Origin of the sequence: Colwellia sp. RSH04 (genome assembly GCF_003545765.1) — a bacterium.
Lineage (GTDB): Bacteria > Pseudomonadota > Gammaproteobacteria > Enterobacterales > Alteromonadaceae > Colwellia.
Genome location: NZ_QXIO01000004.1, coordinates 279,993 through 298,591, shown reverse-complemented (window position 1 = coordinate 298,591; position 18,599 = coordinate 279,993). Strand labels below are relative to the sequence as shown.

At 36.3% G+C, this 18,599-nt stretch carries 14 protein-coding genes; 9 read left to right on the top strand and 5 right to left on the bottom strand.

The window, feature by feature from the left end; genetic code table 11:
- The first annotated feature begins 60 nt into the window (after positions 1-60).
- Positions 61-2,109: an XrtA/PEP-CTERM system histidine kinase PrsK gene (prsK, locus tag D1094_RS09055; protein WP_118959770.1), complete on the top strand. Its 2,049-nt coding sequence runs from the start codon at positions 61-63 to the stop codon at positions 2,107-2,109.
- 22 nt (positions 2,110-2,131) lie between these two features.
- Positions 2,132-3,484: a PEP-CTERM-box response regulator transcription factor gene (prsR, locus tag D1094_RS09050; RefSeq protein WP_118959769.1), complete on the top strand. Its 1,353-nt coding sequence runs from the start codon at positions 2,132-2,134 to the stop codon at positions 3,482-3,484.
- 60 nt (positions 3,485-3,544) lie between these two features.
- Here the strand turns inward: prsR and D1094_RS09045 are convergent, their stop codons facing one another.
- The 5 genes from D1094_RS09045 to D1094_RS09025 form a co-directional block, all read right to left on the bottom strand.
- Entirely contained in the window at positions 3,545-4,591 is a 1,047-nt protein-coding gene (locus D1094_RS09045; protein WP_118959768.1) for an XrtA/PEP-CTERM system-associated ATPase, read from the bottom strand.
- 1 nt (position 4,592) lies between these two features.
- Positions 4,593-6,197: a TIGR03016 family PEP-CTERM system-associated outer membrane protein gene (locus tag D1094_RS09040; RefSeq protein WP_182440139.1), complete on the bottom strand. Its 1,605-nt coding sequence runs from the start codon at positions 6,195-6,197 to the stop codon at positions 4,593-4,595.
- Positions 6,157-7,023: an XrtA-associated tyrosine autokinase gene (locus tag D1094_RS09035; RefSeq protein ID WP_118959766.1), complete on the bottom strand. Its 867-nt coding sequence runs from the start codon at positions 7,021-7,023 to the stop codon at positions 6,157-6,159. Before D1094_RS09035 ends, D1094_RS09040 begins: the two co-directional genes overlap by 41 nt.
- Before the next feature lie 3 nt (positions 7,024-7,026).
- On the bottom strand, positions 7,027-8,619 hold the full coding sequence (locus D1094_RS09030) for an XrtA system polysaccharide chain length determinant (protein ID WP_118959765.1): 1,593 nt from the start codon (positions 8,617-8,619) through the stop codon (positions 7,027-7,029).
- A gap of 81 nt (positions 8,620-8,700) precedes the next feature.
- Complete coding sequence (locus D1094_RS09025) at positions 8,701-9,339, bottom strand: XrtA/PEP-CTERM system exopolysaccharide export protein (RefSeq protein WP_118959764.1); 639 nt, start codon at positions 9,337-9,339, stop codon at positions 8,701-8,703.
- A 218-nt stretch (positions 9,340-9,557) separates the two neighbouring features.
- Here D1094_RS09025 and D1094_RS09020 point away from each other — a divergent pair, with 218 nt between their 5' ends.
- The 7 genes from D1094_RS09020 to D1094_RS08990 are packed head-to-tail and all read left to right on the top strand — an operon-like array spanning position 9,558 to position 18,599.
- A complete protein-coding gene (locus tag D1094_RS09020; RefSeq protein WP_118959763.1) occupies positions 9,558-10,961 on the top strand; it encodes a TIGR03013 family XrtA/PEP-CTERM system glycosyltransferase in 1,404 nt (467 codons plus the stop codon).
- 1 nt (position 10,962) lies between these two features.
- The gene (locus D1094_RS09015; RefSeq protein ID WP_182440138.1) at positions 10,963-11,814 is read left to right on the top strand and encodes an XrtA system polysaccharide deacetylase; all 852 of its coding nucleotides are present in this window, start codon (positions 10,963-10,965) and stop codon (positions 11,812-11,814) included.
- A gap of 42 nt (positions 11,815-11,856) precedes the next feature.
- Positions 11,857-12,903 (top strand): FemAB family XrtA/PEP-CTERM system-associated protein, encoded by a 1,047-nt coding sequence (locus D1094_RS09010; protein ID WP_118959762.1) that lies wholly within the window; start codon positions 11,857-11,859, stop codon positions 12,901-12,903.
- Positions 12,904-12,906: 3 nt separating this feature from the next.
- Positions 12,907-14,151, top strand: coding sequence for a TIGR03087 family PEP-CTERM/XrtA system glycosyltransferase (locus D1094_RS09005; protein WP_118959761.1), 1,245 nt, complete (start codon positions 12,907-12,909; stop codon positions 14,149-14,151).
- Positions 14,091-15,602, top strand: a complete 1,512-nt coding sequence (gene xrtA / locus D1094_RS09000) for an exosortase A (RefSeq protein ID WP_118959760.1) — start codon at positions 14,091-14,093, stop codon at positions 15,600-15,602. The genes D1094_RS09005 and xrtA overlap by 61 nt, the downstream gene beginning before the upstream one ends.
- Positions 15,586-16,698 (top strand): TIGR03088 family PEP-CTERM/XrtA system glycosyltransferase, encoded by a 1,113-nt coding sequence (locus D1094_RS08995; protein WP_182440137.1) that lies wholly within the window; start codon positions 15,586-15,588, stop codon positions 16,696-16,698. The genes xrtA and D1094_RS08995 overlap by 17 nt, the downstream gene beginning before the upstream one ends.
- A gap of 8 nt (positions 16,699-16,706) precedes the next feature.
- Positions 16,707-18,599, top strand: coding sequence for an XrtA/PEP-CTERM system amidotransferase (locus tag D1094_RS08990; protein ID WP_118959758.1), 1,893 nt, complete (start codon positions 16,707-16,709; stop codon positions 18,597-18,599).

Below are 18,599 nucleotides of genomic sequence, written 5' to 3'. Positions count from 1 at the left end.
TAGAACTTTAGAGTACAAATTACCTTCAATAAAGTTCAACTCGCCCTAGGATAAATAACAATGGAAGTCATTGGTTCGACAGGTTTTTTAATATCAGCCTTTGCCTACTTTATTTTTATTTTATTAATACTCGCCGCCCGTAATCACACATTAACGGGAAAGTTACTTTTTATATCAAGCACTCTGTTATTTGCCTCGTCACTCACTGCTGCTCTTCAGTCAAAGCAAGGTTTTTCACTAATGGTTGTTCTTAGCTTAGAAACATTTAAAGTGATGACGTGGTCTGTTTTAATTATCTGTACACAAAATAATATTTCGACCGTTAGAAAACTATTTGCCGATCATCATATTCAAAAATACTTAATTGTTTCGATATCGCTCTCTATTGCATGCTGGTTAATGACTTTTATTGCCAGCAACGGTGGAAAATATTTATTCTCATTATTCTTACTACTTAATTTATGGCTTTTAGTGCTGTTGGAGCAACTGTATCGAAATGCAGATGTAAAGGCTAAATGGGCGTTGTGGTCATTGATTATAGGTCTTGGCATTATTACTGTTTTTGATTTTGTTTTATTTGCGCAAGCCGCGATGGTTAATCAATTAGACTTCTCATATTGGTATGCTCGAGGGTATATTGCCACCATAGCAATGCCGTTGATTTTAATTAGTACACGTCGCATTAAAGATTGGTCGGTTAATGTTTTTGTCTCTAGAGAGGTGGTTTTTTATAGCTCAATGCTACTTATTTCTGGTTTGTATTTATTACTGCTTGCTGTTGCAGGATATCTCATAAACTATTTTGGTGGTGCCTGGGGCGATGTCATCAGTATTGCGTTTGTTATTTTAGGAGGTACTGTTTTAGCTGCCCTATTAATGACGGAGAAGTTACGCCGAGAAGTTAAAGTTTTTATTACCAAACATTTTTTTGCTAATAAATATGATTACCGAATTGAATGGTTAAAGTCGATAGAAAAACTAGAAATTGGCACGCCCGATGATCATTATCATACGGCAACACATATTATTTGTTCTTCATTAAATATTAAAAAAGCAGCACTAATTAAAAAGCAATCTGAAGGCAATTACCAATGCATGTATCAACAAAATTTACCTATTGATAAAGGCCACCTGACAGAGTTAACAGGTGTCGATATCTTTTGTCAGCAACAAGGCTGGATAATTGATGTAAGAGAGTTTGCTAGTATTGAACAGAGTTATCCCGAATTGACGTTAGATGTGGAATTTTGCCGCACACAACATATCGATATTATTGTGCCTATTTTTACAGGAAAAACATTGTACGGCTTTTTCTTGTTAGCACTGCCAGCGGAACAAGGTTTATTGAATTGGGAAGATAGAGATTTATTGTTTGCTCTTTCGAAACAGCTTAGCAACTATGTATCTTTAAATGAAGCAAATGAAAGTTTAGCAGAATCAAAGCAGTTTGAAGCGTTTCACCGTATGTCTGCTTTTTTAATTCACGATTTAAAGAATGTTCAAGCACAGTTAGGGTTAATAAGCAGTAACGCTAAGCGACATAGAGATAACCCTGCATTTATCGATGATGTATTTGAAACCATCGAGTCAGCAACATCTCGTCTTGATAAAGTGCTCGATCAATTACGCAATAAACAAGTGCTAGAATCTAAAGAAGAATCTATTAATGTAAGTGAAGTGATAAAGCAGGTAGTTGCTCAACGCAATATTCAATTACCCACAATACAAGTTATAATCGAGAGTGAAGTAAGCTTAATGATAGAGAGAGAAACTTTTGCTTCTGTTCTCAATCATTTACTGCAAAATGCGCAAGAAGCGACAAATGATCAAGGTTGGGTTAAAATTAGCAGCACAGAAGTAAATAACAGCCTTGTTATTGTTATTCAAGACAATGGCAGTGGTATGACAGAAGAATTCATTAAACAGCGCTTATTTAAGCCTTTTGACACCACAAAAGGTAATGCTGGTATGGGTATTGGTGTTTATGAAGCAAAGCAGTTTATTGAAAGTGTTGGTGGTACGATAAAAGTAAATAGTTTTGAGAATGAGGGAAGTCTTTTTGAGATAACTATCCCCTGTCGAAACGAACACTCTCTAGTTAAGATTTAAATTAAAGGAAATGCAAAGAACAATGGAAAAGTTACTTATTGTTGACGATGATTTAGGTGTTCAGAAACAACTTAAATGGAGCCTAGCAGACTACGATACCGTTTTTGCCGATACACGAGAAAGTGCTATCGCAGCTGTTAGACGTCATGAACCTAAAGTTGTTACGCTAGATTTAGGACTACCACCAGATGCTGCCAATGCGAGTGAAGGCTTATTGGCACTTAAAGAAATATTAGCGATAGCACCACACACTAAAGTAATAGTTATTACCGGTAATGATGATCGAAGTAATGCTCTTAAGGCGATAGAAATGGGTGCCTATGATTTCTATCAAAAACCGGTTGATTCTGATGTTATTAACGTTATTGTTTCAAGAGCTTTTAGTTTAGCGACTATTGAAAATGATAACCGATCATTAAAAGCGGTAATGGGCTCTGATACCGGCATTATTGGCAGTAGCGAAGGTATAGACCGTTTAAGGCTGATGGTACAGCGTATTGCACCTACAGAGATTACCGCAATGCTACTGGGAGAAAGTGGTACAGGTAAAGAAGTGACTGCTAAAGCAATTCACCAAGTAAGTAATCGAAGTAAAAAGCCATTTATTGCCATTAACTGTGCTTCAATTCCAGAAAACTTACTTGAAAGTGAATTATTTGGTTTTGAAAAAGGGGCATTTACTGGCGCACACCGAACGACATTAGGTAAAATAGAATGTGCACAAGGCGGAACACTATTTTTAGATGAAATTGGTGATATGCCCTATAACCTTCAAGCGAAATTATTACGTTTTCTTCAAGAAAAAGTCATTGAACGATTAGGTGGCCGTAAAGAAATACCGGTTGATGTGCGAGTTATCTGTGCAACCAATCAAAATTTAGAAGATATGGTAGCGAATAAAGAGTTTAGAGAAGATTTATTTTATCGTATTACTGAAATTACTCTAAATATCCCACCATTAAGAGAAAGAGAAGAAGACGTACTCATATTGGCAAACTTCTTTTTGAAGCAATACGCGACAGAATATAAGCGTAATATTAAATCTTTTGCTAATGATGCAATGCAGGCGATAAAAAATCATCGCTGGCCAGGTAATATTCGAGAATTACAAAATAAAGTCAAATCTTCAGTAATTATGAGCACTGGCTCACAAGTAACTGCTTTTGATTTAGGTTTTTTTGAACAAGAAGATGCTCAATATGAGTTATCATTAAATTTACGCACTGTGAGAGAGCAAGCTGAAACGGTAGCAATACAAAAGGCTCACGCTCTTGCAGAAGGTAATATGTCTAAAACAGCTGAACTACTTGGTATTACTCGCCCTACCCTTTATTCATTAATTGAAAAATATGAAATTGCGGTCAACACGCCCTAATTACTCCAATAGATAATAAACGTTAGTTAAAAAAAAACCTGATAATTCAGGTTTTTTTATTTATTTCGTTTTCTTTTCACTTTCTTCAATTTGCAATTCAGCATATTGTCGATTTTTTTGTTTCAATAATTTATCAATATACCGAGTCATTTTTACTTTTTGTTGAATGGTCGTTTCAAGTATTTCTTCAACTTCCCTTAACACATTTTTAATATTCTCAACATTTTCAGTTGAGTTTACGATTAACGGTTGCGCTTTTTGTTCATTAGTTAATTCTTTGCCATCTAAGGAACCAGTTAATTCAACAGACATTTCTGTGGCCACTTCATTAATGGCATCATTAGTAATAACGTCGAGCTCTTCTAAAAAACCGAAAAGTAATAATCGGTCAACGAAAATATTAATTTTTCTGGGAACACCTAGTGTTTTTTCGAAAATAAGCTGAAATGCATCATCTGAAAATAATGCCTCTTTATTACAGTTTGCTTGCTTTAAGCGGTGATTAATGTAACTTTTTACTTCATCAACGTTTAGCGGTTTTAAATGAGCTGATGCAATAATTCGTTGTCTAAATTGCTCCATATCGGGTGCAGAGATAATGTCTTTCAACTCTTCCTGACCGAGCAAGAAACTCTGAATTAACGGTTTATTATCTAGTTGGAAATTAGATAACATACGAAGTTCTTCGACGGTTTCTGAAGGCAAATTTTGCGCCTCGTCGACTAGTAAAAGCGCCCTTTTTCCTTGCTTATTTAACTGTATTAAAAACTGCTCAATATTTTGTAAAATATCGGCTTTGTTATTGCTGTCAGTGGTAATTTTAAACTCTGCTGCAACAAGTTCAAGCAACTCATCGGGTGAAAGCTTAGTTGTAACAAGTTGAGCTGCAACAATATTTTCATCAGCAATATTGGCAAGTAGGTTACGTGCAATAGTTGTTTTACCTGTACCTATAGGGCCAGTTATAACAATAAACCCTTCACCTTGGTCTAAGCCATACTGTAAATATGACAGTGCTCGTTGGTGATGGCTTGTGGCGAAGAAAAAACGAGGATCTGGGCTTAGTTGAAACGGTCGTTCACTAAATCCATAGTAGCTTTCATACATGTTAAAAATCTTTTGTTATATTTAGTGAAGCTCTCGCTTCTTGATAATTCCGATCAACTCGGGTTGATTCTCTGTCTAGTAATTGTATAGAGATAAAACTTGAAATTGAATCCGCTAACTCTCTGTTATAAGTCGCTGTTAAAACTTTATATTTATCTTTTTGACCAGCACCATCAGGATTGTTTTTGTTATAAATATTTTCGCTATAACGAGTTTTGAAGTTTATTGTACTTATAGGGCTAAACTTTCTACTAATATCAAAGGAAATATTAAGGTAACTGTCTACAACACCAGAGCTTAATGGTTCCCTATCTCTAGTTGATATGTCAAAAGTAAAGGTAGTTCTAGATAAGGCTAAGATTGACTTCCAGCCTAACCTTTTATTGAGTGTAAATTCATTATTCTCCACAGGAGTAAGGCTAGTAAAAGTCGTATAGGTATAGCTGTCTGGAATATTAGGTGTATTGGTAACAAAGCAATCAGCAGGGCTGGATAGTTCAATATCACTACTTGGGCATAAAAATACCCCTAAATCAGTTTCAATAAAGGTATTTCTATCAAAGGCTTCAAGACTTTCTACATAGGTTATTCTGTTGGTTAGGCGTTTATTTTTATGGGAAAAACTGAAGTCATAGGAGTCACCATAAAATCGTTGGCTGTAACCAGCACTGAGAAATGTTCGGGCAGAGGGCTTCCAGTTTATACTGGTCGAGACATAGTCATCAGAATTAGAGATATTTTCATCGACAAAATTATAGGCGATATCGATAAAGAAATGATCCGTGGGTAACCACCGAATACCAGGGCCAATTGAAGGAGTGCTATTGTTGCTGTTCGCGCCCAGTATATTACCTGTTAAGTCTTCATCATAGGCTCGAATAAAAGGATTAATACGATAGGAAGTAATTGCGCCTACTTTAGCTTCAATCGAGTAACTTTTACCATTAAAATCTTTATTTTCTCTTTGATCAAACTCGGCATCTACTTGCCAAAAAACATTACGCGCACTTCTACCATTTTTGGTTATTAAATCAAAAGAGTAACCTTCGTATTCACCAATATTATCTTCAGTGTTAGTAATATTATAAGTAATAGATGAGGTGATAGAAAAGTCAGTATTAAAGACATTATACTCTAAGCCAGCATTATGTCGTTGCTGCTGAATAGTATCGCCAGAGACTAGATCGGCCAAGCTATTGTCAGTGTCATTTTTGCTTATATTTTCAATAGAAGAAGAGGCTATTATTTGTAAGCCAGTGTCGCCGATAAAAAGCCGGCTATCAACTTGAGCCTCTTGAAAGTCATCGTTAATGTCACTGTCATGACTAAACGCTGCATAGGTTTCTGTTCCTTTGAATGCAAAGTCAAAATACTTTGATTTATAATCAGTATTTAAGCCAATAAAAGCTTGGCTTACTAAACTTGATTGCTTGCTATTAGGCGATAATTCAACGTTATTAGTATATGTTTCTGTTAAGCCTATATTTGGCTCAAAAGTCCATTCACCTGCCCAAATGGGAGCAGGTGTTAACAAAAAGCATATTAACGCGCTAGTCGGTATTATTTTATTGGTGCTTTTTACCGTAGCCATAACCGTAATAGCCATAGACATCCTTTTTAGATCTAATCGTCTTATTCATGACAAGACCAATGGCCATGTCTTCATTGAGTTGCGATACAGCTCTTTTTACATCATCAGTTTTTGTTTTAGACTCTTCTACTACCACTACCGCTTGCCCTACAAGATCTGAAAGAACGGGTGTTTCTGTGACTCCTAGTATTGGTGGGCAGTCAAATATCACGATCCGATCAGGGTAACGACTAGCTAATTCCCTTGCTAATTTTTCCATACGCTCGCTAGCAAGTAATTCATTGGTCAAATGGTGTGGTTTACCAGCAGGAATTAACTTTAAATTATCAATGTTAGTGCTGTAAATAATGTCTGATATTGAAGGGGCTTCTGCAAGCAAATATTCTAATAAGCCTTTTTTACTTTCAAATTCTAGCTCTCTGTGAAGACTAGGCCTTAATACGTCGGCATCAACCAAAAGCACGGTTTTATCTTGTTCAAGAGCAATACTTAACGCTAAATTAATTGCAACATAAGTTTTACCTTCATTAGGCTTTGAACTTGTCACCATAATCAAATTGCTGTTGGTTAATGTTTTTGAAGCTAAACCAAAAGCATTGTTTAATAACTTTCGTTTTATATGACGAAATTCTTCTTGAATATGATGTGTACTATCGGGGCTATAAATAAAACCGCGTTCATTTAACCTTTTACCATTTAAACTAATAATTTCTTTATTTAAGCTCGCCGTACTTTCTGGAATATCGTTAATTAAGTTGGTCGGTTTAATAACCTCTTGTACTTTATCAACGGTTTGCTCAGCGAGTTTTTGTTTAGCCAAGGCTTTTTCAATGGTACTCATGACTTAAAAAATCCTTTTTAATGGGGCTTGAATAATGTCTGGGAATAAAAAGTAACTTATAAAGCCACATAATAAGGCAAGCAACAGTAAATTTGAGCCAATAAATATCAATGTTTTCTTGCGGTGCCACTTTTGTAAACCTAAGTTTTCATTTGCAGACACTACTCCAAAGATAGGAACCCCTGTTATTTTGGTTAATTGCGATGTTGATGTAGCCAGCGGGGTAATTTGGCTCATGACTAATGAAAGAGCAATACCAACACCTGCGCCGAAAATAGTGACTATGGCAAAGAAAATATAACGAGGAGGTCCAGAAGGTTTATTTGCTGCTCTAGGGGGATCAATCACTCTAAATTGAATTTTATCTGTTGTTTCATCTGCTTGCTGGGCTAGTTGAGCTGTTTCCTTTCTTGATAAAAGCTCTTCGTATTTACCTTTAGTGATGTTATAGCCACGGTTTAATGCAACCAACTCTGCTTCAATTTCGGGTAGAGTATGTATTTTGCTTTCTAATTCAATAACACGTTGACGATAATCATCTGCTCTGACATTAAGTGAGGCAATATGATTCTCTAACTGATTAACTTGAATTTGAACCTCTTGAATAACTGGGTTTGCATTCAAACGCTTTAAGTTATTAGGGTTTGTCGTATCTTGTGCTAAGTACTTTTCAATCTCATCAGTACGTTGTTCTTTTAGTAATTCGAGACGACGAGTAACTTCTCTTACGTCAGGGTGCTTGTCTGTGTAGCGCAATTTCAGCATGTCAAGCTGGGCTTCTAGTTCATTAATTCTTTCATCAAAGGTTGTTTGTATTGCATTATCACTTTTTATTTTGTTATCACTGCTCGATTGCGCTGTTGCAGAGATTGATTGTGATAATTGTTGCTTTGCTGATTCTAGACGAGTTTTGTTTTCAAGAATTTCAAGTTCAATGGCTTTTAACTTTTCCTTACTCGAATTAAGTTTGTTGTAATAGCCGCCAGATTGATTAGGTAAAATACCACTGTATTTTTGTTTGAAGCTGGTTAATCTTGCTTCAGCTGCAGATAAACGTAATTCATAATCTTTAATTTGAGCGTTTAAGAATTTTTGTGCGCTATCAGAATCATTTCGCGTTTCACCTAAAGTATTTTCGATAAATACGGTTAATGCTGATTGAACAATATTTTTAGCAATATTTGGATCTCTGTCCTCAATAGATAGAGTATAAATATTTTCTCTTCCGCCCTTAGATATTTTCAGCTTTTTTTTCAATCCATTGAGGATGGCTTCGTACTCTTCAGATGTTGTTGCTTGAACATCTAAGTCTGTCATTCTTGATATGCGCTCTAGATTTGGACGGCTCAAAAGCGTTTTGATCATTAATCGAATTTGGGTGTTAGGATTGTTTTCTACAGTGATACCTTTAAGTAGAGGCCTTAAAAGCGATTGAGTATCAACATACACTCTTGCTTCAGACTGATAAACATTAGGCATTTTAGCAACAAAATACCAACCTAAAGGGCAAATAAGCCATGTTGCTATAATAATATATCGACGTTTAAGCCAAATTCCTTTTAGGTAGTCGATAATTTCTTCGAGTATTTCTTGCATTCCTAACCTTTAAATCCTTTAACTTGTTGACGGTATCGTGAAGATGTTACCGCTTCCCTTGATTCTGTGAGTAATAATTAATTAAAACCATGCTTCTGGAATTATAATAATATCGCCAGGAAACATGTCTACGTTAGCAGTGATATCACCTTCTTTTAATAGCTCATCAATTGATATTTCATATTGAGTTTGTTTTCCATTTTCAATACGAATTAATACCGCATCATCACCATCGGCAAACTCTGTTAAGCCACCAACTTTGATCATGACATCAAGCAAGGTCATATGCTGGGTATAGTTAATAGCTTGAGGTTGTGCGGCTTCACCAATAACTCTTATTTGCTCGCTAAATGGGCCAACAAAATTATTAACAGTAACAGTTACAACTGGGTCTCTGAGGTAGGTTGCTAGGATTTCTTCTATTGAACGAGCTAACTCTGTTGGCGTTTTGCCTGCAACAGGAATATCTTCAACAAGCGAAGTTGTAATCATGCCATCAGGTCTAACAACAAAAGATCCTGATACTTCAGGGTTTCGCCAAACAAAAATGTTTAATACATCACCTGCGCCAATGAGATATTTATATGAGTTTATATCAACGGCATTTGATGGGTGTAATGTTGCTGATGGCAAAGTATTGTTAGAACTACAGCCTGATAGAAAGTAAGTACAAGCAGTAAAAATGAGTACTTTAAGTACTTCGGTAAAACGTATATCCATGGTTTATCACCTTCATTACGTAAAAATAATTTTTATTCAGGATATAATTGTATTGCATTTTTGATGTTTTTAACAAATTTAAAATTCACAAGTGTAAATTAATCGTTAACATTAGTGACAATTTTGTTAGAATTGCCTCACTTTTAGTGATGAGTCTTGATGTGTATCAAGTTAACTGATTGACTTTATGGAATATTATGTAAGGATTCTAGCCATCCATGTCTAGTTCTAAGTTTAGGGATTTATCAGCGGGTAGTAAGTCACTCATCTTGATAGAGCAAGTATTGTTTATATGTGCTCTTTTTTTGGCTGTTTATGTTAATAATGTTTTTAATGTAACCGGTGCCCAAGAAGTACCCAATAGCTTCTTGCTTTTGTACGGTATTATTTTTGCCCTGTTTAATCAATTATCATCACTCGCGCTTGGTCTTTATAACTCTAAATTAAGAGAAAACTATCGAGGTGTGTTTCGACGCTTATTAATGTGCGTTGCCATTGCTTTTTTCTGTACCACCATTATTAACCCCTTTTATGGTCCTTATGTTCTACCTATTGAAGTGCTGGCTATTGCATCAGTATTGAGTATGGTGTTTGTTAGCCTCTTTCGTTATATCACAATTAAAGTTAATTTTTTTGGCTTAAATAAAGCAAATGTATTGGTTTTAGGTGCAGGTAATCGTGCTGCAATTATTGAGCGTAGAATGCGTCGTGATGTTGATAGGCAAGATTTCACCATTCATGGTTTTGTGGTGATGGATGGTGACTCAGAAGATGGTATTAAAGAAGAAACCAAAATTAAACTAGAGACTTCTCTAGTAAATTACGCGCTAGAACAAGAAATAGATGAAATAGTGGTCGCTAATGATGAAAGACGAAATACTCTGCCTGTTGATGAACTGTTTGCGTGCAAAATTCGTGGTATTGAAATAACAGATATTTTAGATTTTATTGAGCGTGAAACAGGGCAAATAGCTGTTAATTTAATATACCCGAGTTGGGTGATATATTCTAATGGATTTGCTTCTAACAACCATTTACGTAATACATTAGATTGGCTTTTTAATGCCTTTATGGCTTTGTTCTTGTTGCTATTAACTTGGCCTATTATGTTGATAGCGGTTTTATGTATTAAATTTACAGAGGGCTTTAATGCCCCTGTGTTTTATAAGCAAGAACGGGTAGGGCTTGATGGTGACTCCTTTAATATTATTAAATTTCGAAGTATGCGATTAGATGCTGAAAAAAATGGTGCTCAAATGGCTAGTGAAAATGACAATCGTATCACTAAGGTAGGGCATTACTTACGCAAATATCGTATTGATGAATTACCTCAAATTTATAATGTTTTGCGAGGAGATATGGGGTTTGTTGGGCCACGCCCAGAACGTCCTGAGTTTGTAAATAAGCTAATTGATAGCTTACCTTATTACAATGAACGTCATAACGTTAAGCCAGGGCTAACAGGTTGGGCACAACTTAAATACCCTTATGGTGCTACAGAAAAAGACTCTTTAGAAAAGTTAAAATATGACCTTTATTATATTAAACATCGTAGCTTTTTACTCGATTTGCTTATTTTAATAAGAACGGTTGAAGTCGTGTTGTTTGGTAAAGGGCGCTAAAATGGTGCAGTTAGATAATATGCCTAACAAGCAGGTAATGACCGTTGATGTCGAAGATTACTTCCATGTTTCTGCGTTTGAAAACAACATAGATAAATCTGATTGGGCAAGTTTAGAGTTACGTGTAGAGTCAAATGTCTATCGGTTGCTAGAACTTTTTGAACAATTCAATGCCAAAGGAACTTTTTTTACCTTAGGTTGGGTGGCTGAGCGTTGTCCTAATTTAATAAAGGCAATAGTTGAGCAAGGGCATGAATTAGCAAGCCATGGTTATGCACATCAACGAGTTAGTCATATGGATCGTGCTCAATTCAAACAAGATGTTGAGTTAAGTAAGCAGTTACTTGAAGATGCATCAGGGCAAGTTGTAACAGGGTACAGAGCGCCTAGTTTTTCTATTAATGATGACAACACTTGGGCATACGATGTGTTGCTAGAGTTAGGTTTTGAATACAGCTCAAGTACTTACCCTATAGAACATGATTTATATGGCGTACCCAAATGGCCTCGTTTTTGTTATACAAGGCCCGAGGGGATTATAGAAATCCCTATTCCTACGGTACGAAAAAATGATAAGAATATTGGTATAGGTGGCGGTGGCTATTTCCGTCTTTATCCTTATTGGTTGTCGAAAAAGCGAATTGATAACTTTTTGAAAACAGAACAACAGCCCTATAGTTTTTATTTTCACCCTTGGGAAATAGACCCTCATCAACCACGTATTGAGGGGGCAACAATAAAATCAAAATTAAGGCATTATTTAAACCTCTCTAAAATGGAAGCAAAAGTCGTTAATCTGCTGAAGGATTATCAGTGGGATACCATGAGAAATGTTTATTTAGCCAAAAAATAGCGCAATAACAACACGCAACAATCACTAGTAGAGAATGGAAACTTGAATAATCAGTGTAATATAAATACGTTATCAGCTGAAAAAAACCACCAATGGGATCGCTTTGTTAAAGAGCACGGTCATGGTAGTTTTTTTCATTTAAGTGGTTGGAAAACCGTTATTGAAAAAACATTTAATCACGACTGTTATTATTTATATTCAAAACAGCAAGATGAAATTACTGGTATTTTACCTCTTGTTGAAGTCAAGAGTGCACTTTTTGGCCATGCGCTTATATCAACACCTTTTTGTGTTTATGGTGGGGCGATAGCCAAAGACGATGAAGTATTAAGAGCTCTCGAACAAAAAGCCTGTGAACTTGCGGAACAACTTAATGTTGATTATTTAGAGTTACGATACAAAACGCAGCAAAACTCTTCATTGTTGCTTAAACAAGCCCATAGTACCTTTGGGTGTGAAATTGCGAATACACCTGAAGATATTTTAAAAAACATCCGCAAAAAACAAAGAGCTGTTGTTAGGCACTCATTGAAAAATGAACTGACATGTGAGATTACTCAAGACAAATCCTCCTTAGACGATTTTTATCATTTATTGTCAACAAGCTATAGAAACCTTGGTACTCCTATTTTTTGCAAAAGTTACTTTAAAAATTTAATGGACGTTTTTGCTGGTGATATTGATATTACTATTATTGCAGGTAAAGATAACAAGCCATCAAGTGCGGTGATGAATTTTTATTATAATGATCAGGTGTTGCCTTACTATGGTGGTGGCAATGATGATGCCCGCTATTTAAAAAGTGCTGACTTTATGTATTATCAAGTGCTATGCCATGCAAATGAAAAAGGTTATACATGGTTTGATTTTGGTCGTAGTAAAAATGATAGTGGCCCTTATAAATATAAGAAAAACTGGGGGATGGAGCCACAGCCTCTTTTTTATTACTATCACTTAGTCAAAGCAGAATCGTTACCAAATCTAAGCCCAAATAATCCTAAGTATAAATACTTTATTCGCATGTGGCAGAAGTTACCATTGCGCATAAGTCAGTTCTTAGGGCCTTTTTTATCTAAGTATTTAGGATAGAAAATGCCTCTGCTAAGTATGAAAAAAGAACCGTTATTATTTCTATGTCATCGTATTCCTTTTCCGCCAAATAAAGGGGATAAAATTCGCTCATTTAATATTTTAAAAAAGCTTAATGAGCAATATGACGTGTACTTGGGATGTTTTATTGATGACCCTTTTGATAAGCAATATGTTGAAACCTTAGCGCAACATTGCACGTCCTTATTTTATTTAGACCAACATAAAACGTTAGCTAAAATAAAAGGTTTACGTGCTTTTTTAACAGGTAAACCCATTACACTCCCTTATTATTTTGATAAGCGTATGTCTCAATGGGTTAGCCGTATCAGTTCACAACATCAAATAAAGAAAATATTTATCTATTCATCGTCAATGGCGCAATATGTTGAGTCGGGCCAGTTTACTCAATTAGCTGATTGTGAGCGAGTGATAGACTTTGTCGATGTTGATTCAGATAAATGGCGACAATACGCAGATAAGAAATCAGGTATTGCAGAGTGGGTTTTTAATCGAGAATATCAATTACTTGCTCAATATGAAAATACTATTTGTGCAGAGTTTGATCACAGCTTATTTGTTTCTCCTGATGAAGCCGCACTTTTTTCAAGCCGCCAACCCGTAGCTCAACAAGATAAAATTCATGGCTTACTAAACGGTGTTGATGTCGATTTTTTTGATCCTGAAAAAGCCTTTACTAATGAGCCTTTATTACCTAAAGAGCCGTTTATTGTTTTTACCGGGGCGATGGACTACTGGGCGAATGTTGATGCCGTTATTTGGTTTGTTAAAAAGGTTTGGCCGCTGATTTTACAAAAAAATGAACAAGCTCAGTTTGCTATTGTTGGTGGAAACCCTAGTAGTGAAATACAAGCGCTAGCAAAACAAAAAGGTATTATGGTGACCGGTCGAGTACATGACATTAGACCATTTATCGCTAAAGCTCAATGTGTTGTTGCGCCATTACAAATAGCTCGAGGCATTCAAAATAAAGTGCTTGAGGCTATGTCGCTAAATCGTCCAGTGATTGTATCAACCATGGCAATGGAGGGGATTAATGCACATGAAAGTGAGGGCGTTATTATCACTGATAATGAAAAAGAATTTGCTCAGGCTTGCCTAGATTTCTTAGGTTTAAATCAAGAAAAATCACTCGATAATAGAAAGTGGATTATTGAACATTTTACATGGCAACAAACGTTGAAACCTTTAGCACAATATTTCTCAGTAAAGCAGGAGACAAGTTAATGCAAGAAGGGAGCACAGTTACCGACAAGCGTTTTCTTATTATAGCTAGCCTATTATTACTAACATGGGGAGTGTTATACCAAGATGCATTGTTGGCGATGGAGTCAATATGGTCACGTTCTGATACCTTCGCTCATGGTTATTTTATATTCCCTATTAGCTTGTGGTTATTTTGGCGAGATAAAGAAGTATTGCTTCAAGCTAAAATTAAACAAAGTTGGTTCGCTTTACCGTTTCTTTTGGGGTCACTTTTTGTTGGGGTTTTTTCTTACGCCGTAGATATTAGCGTTTTAAGCCAGTTATCTGCTGTTGTGTCATTCATTGCTATAGTCTGGTTGATGCTAGGCGACAAACTTGCTTGGCATTATAAATTTCCGTTAGTGTTTTTGTTGTTTTCCGTACCAATGGGTGAGAACTTAATACCATGGTTACAAGATGTTACGGCTTGGTTTACAGTCGCCTTTTTGAAAATTAACGGTATTCCTGTATTCAGAGATGGATTATATATTCAAGTCCCTACCGGTATGTTTGAAGTGGCGGTTGCTTGTTCAGGCATTCGTTATTTAATTGCTTCAGTAGCCGTAGGAACTTTGTATGCGTATTTAACCTACCAAAAAGCGTATAAACAATGGCTCTTTATCTTATTTGCTGTTGCACTGCCTATACTCGCCAATGGCCTTAGAGCTTATGGCATAGTTGCTATTGCCTATTATTCAGATATGGAATATGCAACGGGTGCAGATCACTTGATTTATGGCTGGATATTCTTTGGCTTTGTTATCATGATTATGTTTTGGGTTGGCGGGTTTTTTGCGGATACTGAACAACAAGGGAAAGCATCTCAAATAAAAGAATTATCAACAACTGAGGTTGGTTTTCAGGTTGCTCCTCCTATGTTTGCTGTGATTTTTCTGTTTTTAAGTTATTTTATCGTCAAAGCAATACCTGTTATTGAAGTCGCTAAAGATCATCCAATAACTGCAAATAAAGTATCCTCTTCATGGGGGATTAACTTTGAAGATGCTCTGCAAGTAATTCATACACAGAAAGAACAATTAGAGTTTTATCGTGCAGAATACGGGAACAAACAAACTCAAGGCGAATTGATAACATGGAAAAATGTTACTCATAATCCAGATAAATGGACTGAAGTTGGCAGTGAAGTATTGCAAGTAGAGAATAAGCTCGCTCAATTGATACATTTGCGTAGTATTAATGGCAGTGCTAGAAGCTACCTATATCAATATAAAATCGGTGAACATTACGAAATTAGCGCTACTAAAACTAAGCTATTACAAGGGTGGAATAGTTTATCTCGTCAATCAGATTACAGTGAAATAAGAGCCATTTCTGTAGTAGGCATACAAGATTTTAATGAAGCAAAAGAGATGCTTAAACGTGCTTTTAGTGCGGCGCATTTAGAGGAGTTTTCTGTTGACTTCGCAAAGTAATAAAGCGCCTATTATTGTTCACTTAATATATCGATTGGATATTGGCGGTTTAGAGCGTGTCATGCTTAATTGTATCAACAAACTGGTTGATGAACCGTTTCGTCATATTATTATTTCATTAACAGATGCGAATAATTTTGCACAAGATGAAGGTAATCCGATAGAAGTATTTTGCTTAAATAAAAAATCAGGCAATGATTTTGGCTTGCACTTCAAACTGTATAAGTTATTAAAAAAATTAAAACCTCAAGTTTTGCATACCTATAATTTACCGACTATTGAGTATCATCCAATAGCATGGTTAGCGGGTGTAAAAGGGCACATCCATGCAGAACATGGCCGTGATATTGCCGATCCTCAGGGGTTCAATAAAAAGCACAATATACTAAGAAAGTTAATGGCTTTTTTTATTCAGCGTTATGTGTGTGTGAGTGATGATTTGTATCAGTGGCTAATACATCACGTGGGTATATCTGATGCTAAAGCCTTACTAATAGCAAATGGTATTGATACTGAACAATTTAATTTGCCAAAAGTACCAAGTCACCATATTCGCTTAGCAATTGTCGCTCGGATCACCCCCGTTAAAGATCATTTAACCTTATTGAAAGCACTGGTTATTTTACAACGAGAATTGTCTGAACAAGATATGCCTCAGCTGGCAATTGTAGGAGATGGCGAGCAAAGAGTCGCATTAGAAAGTTATTGTCAGACTAATAAACTAAATTCCGTGAGGTTTTTAGGGGCAAGAGATGATGTTGCCCAAATAATTGCAGAGACTGATATCTTTGTCTTATCTTCATTAGCTGAAGGAATACCGATGACTATACTCGAGGCGATGTCTGGCAAAACGGCCGTAGTATCAACAAATGTTGGTGGTATTCCTGAGGTTGTAACTGATGGTGTTGAAGGTTTTCTCGTTGATAAAAGTAACCCTGAGGCTCTGGCTAAAGCGATTAGAACATATATAAACAAACCAAGGTTAATTACAGAGCACGGTGAACAAGCCAGAGAGCGAATAGTTAATCATTTTAATGAGAAAAACATGGTGCAGGCATACTTACATGAGTATAACGTGCTGTTAGGTAAAGGATAATCTAGATTATGTGTGGTATCACTGGCTTTATTAATTTAAAAGCAGGTACAGAAGTCAATCAAGCGCTACTGGCGCAAATGAATCAAGCTCAATTTCATCGAGGTCCAGATGAAGGAGGAGAGTTTATTGATGAGCATGTTGCTTTAGGTCATAGACGATTATCAATTATTGACTTATCTTCTGGGCAGCAGCCAATGCTAAGTGATGACAGCAACTATGTTTTAATTTTTAATGGTGAGATTTATAACTTTAAAGCAATACGTAAAGAGCTTGAACAGTTAGGGCATAGCTTTCATAGCCATAGCGATACTGAAGTTATATTACATGCCTATATGCAGTGGGATGAGCGTTGTGTTGAAAAACTACAAGGTATGTTTACGTTTGCTATTTGGAATAAGGCAGAGCAAAGCCTCTTTATCGCTCGCGATCGCTTAGGAATTAAACCACTCTTTTACGCCATTATTAATGAAACCCTTTATTTTGCATCAGAATTAAAAAGTATCGCCTTAGTGCCAGGGCTTGATAAAAAAATTGATGCCAAAGCCATAGAACAGTACTTTGCCTTAGGGTATGTTGCAGAGCCACATACTATATATCAGCAAGTTGCTAAACTGTCACCGGGACACAATTTAACGATTAAAGTAGGAGATACTCAGCCGACTATCACGCAATATTGGGATGTTAGTTATGCAAAACAAAGTCCATTATCAGAAGAACAGTTGCTCACTCAAATGGATCAAGAATTAAAAACTGCTGTTGAAAGCCATATGATGGCAGATGTGCCATTAGGTTCGTTTTTATCGGGTGGTGTCGATTCAAGTGCAGTAGTCGCGATGATGTCGCAAATTTCTGATAACTCAGTAACAACATGCTCAATAGGTTTTGATGTAAAAGACTATAATGAAACAGATTTTGCCCTCCAAGTGGCAAAACGTTATGCAACTGATCATCAAGAAAAAATAGTGGCAAGTGATGACTTTGCCCTCGTAGACTCTTTAGCACAGCTATACGATGAACCCTATGCGGATAGTTCGGCGATGCCCACGTATCGCGTGTGTCAATTAGCTCGAGAAAAAGTGACCGTTTGTTTGTCTGGTGATGGTGCCGATGAATTATTAGCAGGCTATCGACGTTATGGGTTAATGATGAATGAAGAGAAAGTACGTTCAGTCTTGCCTTACGCTATACGAAAACCTGTTTTTGGCTTATTAGGAAAACTATACCCAAAATTGGATTGGGCTCCTCAATTTTTAAGAGCGAAAACCACGTTTCAGTCATTAGCTATGGATACAGCAGAAGGTTACTTTCACGGTGTGTCCTTGTTAAACAACCAACAAAGAAAAGAGCTATTTTCTTCACAACTAAATCAAGAGTTAAATGGGTATTCTGCTTTGGAAGTCTTTAGAGAACACCAAAAAAACTTTGATGGTGATGACCCGCTTTCATTAATTCAATATCTAGATATTAAAACCTATCTAGTGGGCGATATTTTAACGAAAGTAGATAGAGCCAGTATGGCGCACAGCTTAGAAGTTAGAGTCCCATTCTTAGATCACAAATTTGTTGAGTGGACAGCACAAGTCCCAACAACGTTGAAATTAAAGCAAGGTTGTGGCAAATATTTATTGAAGAAAGCAATGGAACCACACTTACCTGAAGATGTTTTATATCGCAACAAAATGGGCTTTAGAGTGCCGTTAGCCGATTGGTTTAAAGGTCCACTCAAAGATAAACTTCGTCAAGCGTTACTTAGCGATGAAATGCGTGCCACCGGGCTCTTTAATATGGATACCATAAAGCGTTGGTTAGACGACCACCAATCAGGAAGAAGAGAATATAGTGCACCTCTGTGGACTTTATTAATGTTTGCTTCTTTTTATAAACAATCGCAAGCGGAGTAA

Excerpts from the sequence above, each read along its gene's own strand:
- prsK (WP_118959770.1), top strand. The coding sequence starts at position 61 with ATGGAAGTCATTGGTTCGACAGGTTTTTTAATATCAGCCTTTGCCTAC.
- prsR (WP_118959769.1), top strand. The coding sequence starts at position 2,132 with ATGGAAAAGTTACTTATTGTTGACGATGATTTAGGTGTTCAGAAACAA.
- D1094_RS09045 (WP_118959768.1), bottom strand. The coding sequence starts at position 4,591 with ATGTATGAAAGCTACTATGGATTTAGTGAACGACCGTTTCAACTAAGC.
- D1094_RS09040 (WP_182440139.1), bottom strand. The coding sequence starts at position 6,197 with ATGGCTATTACGGTTATGGCTACGGTAAAAAGCACCAATAAAATAATA.
- D1094_RS09035 (WP_118959766.1), bottom strand. The coding sequence starts at position 7,023 with ATGAGTACCATTGAAAAAGCCTTGGCTAAACAAAAACTCGCTGAGCAA.
- D1094_RS09030 (WP_118959765.1), bottom strand. The coding sequence starts at position 8,619 with ATGCAAGAAATACTCGAAGAAATTATCGACTACCTAAAAGGAATTTGG.
- D1094_RS09025 (WP_118959764.1), bottom strand. The coding sequence starts at position 9,339 with ATGGATATACGTTTTACCGAAGTACTTAAAGTACTCATTTTTACTGCT.
- D1094_RS09020 (WP_118959763.1), top strand. The coding sequence starts at position 9,558 with ATGTCTAGTTCTAAGTTTAGGGATTTATCAGCGGGTAGTAAGTCACTC.
- D1094_RS09015 (WP_182440138.1), top strand. The coding sequence starts at position 10,963 with ATGGTGCAGTTAGATAATATGCCTAACAAGCAGGTAATGACCGTTGAT.
- D1094_RS09005 (WP_118959761.1), top strand. The coding sequence starts at position 12,907 with ATGCCTCTGCTAAGTATGAAAAAAGAACCGTTATTATTTCTATGTCAT.
- xrtA (WP_118959760.1), top strand. The coding sequence starts at position 14,091 with ATGGCAACAAACGTTGAAACCTTTAGCACAATATTTCTCAGTAAAGCA.
- D1094_RS08990 (WP_118959758.1), top strand. The coding sequence starts at position 16,707 with ATGTGTGGTATCACTGGCTTTATTAATTTAAAAGCAGGTACAGAAGTC.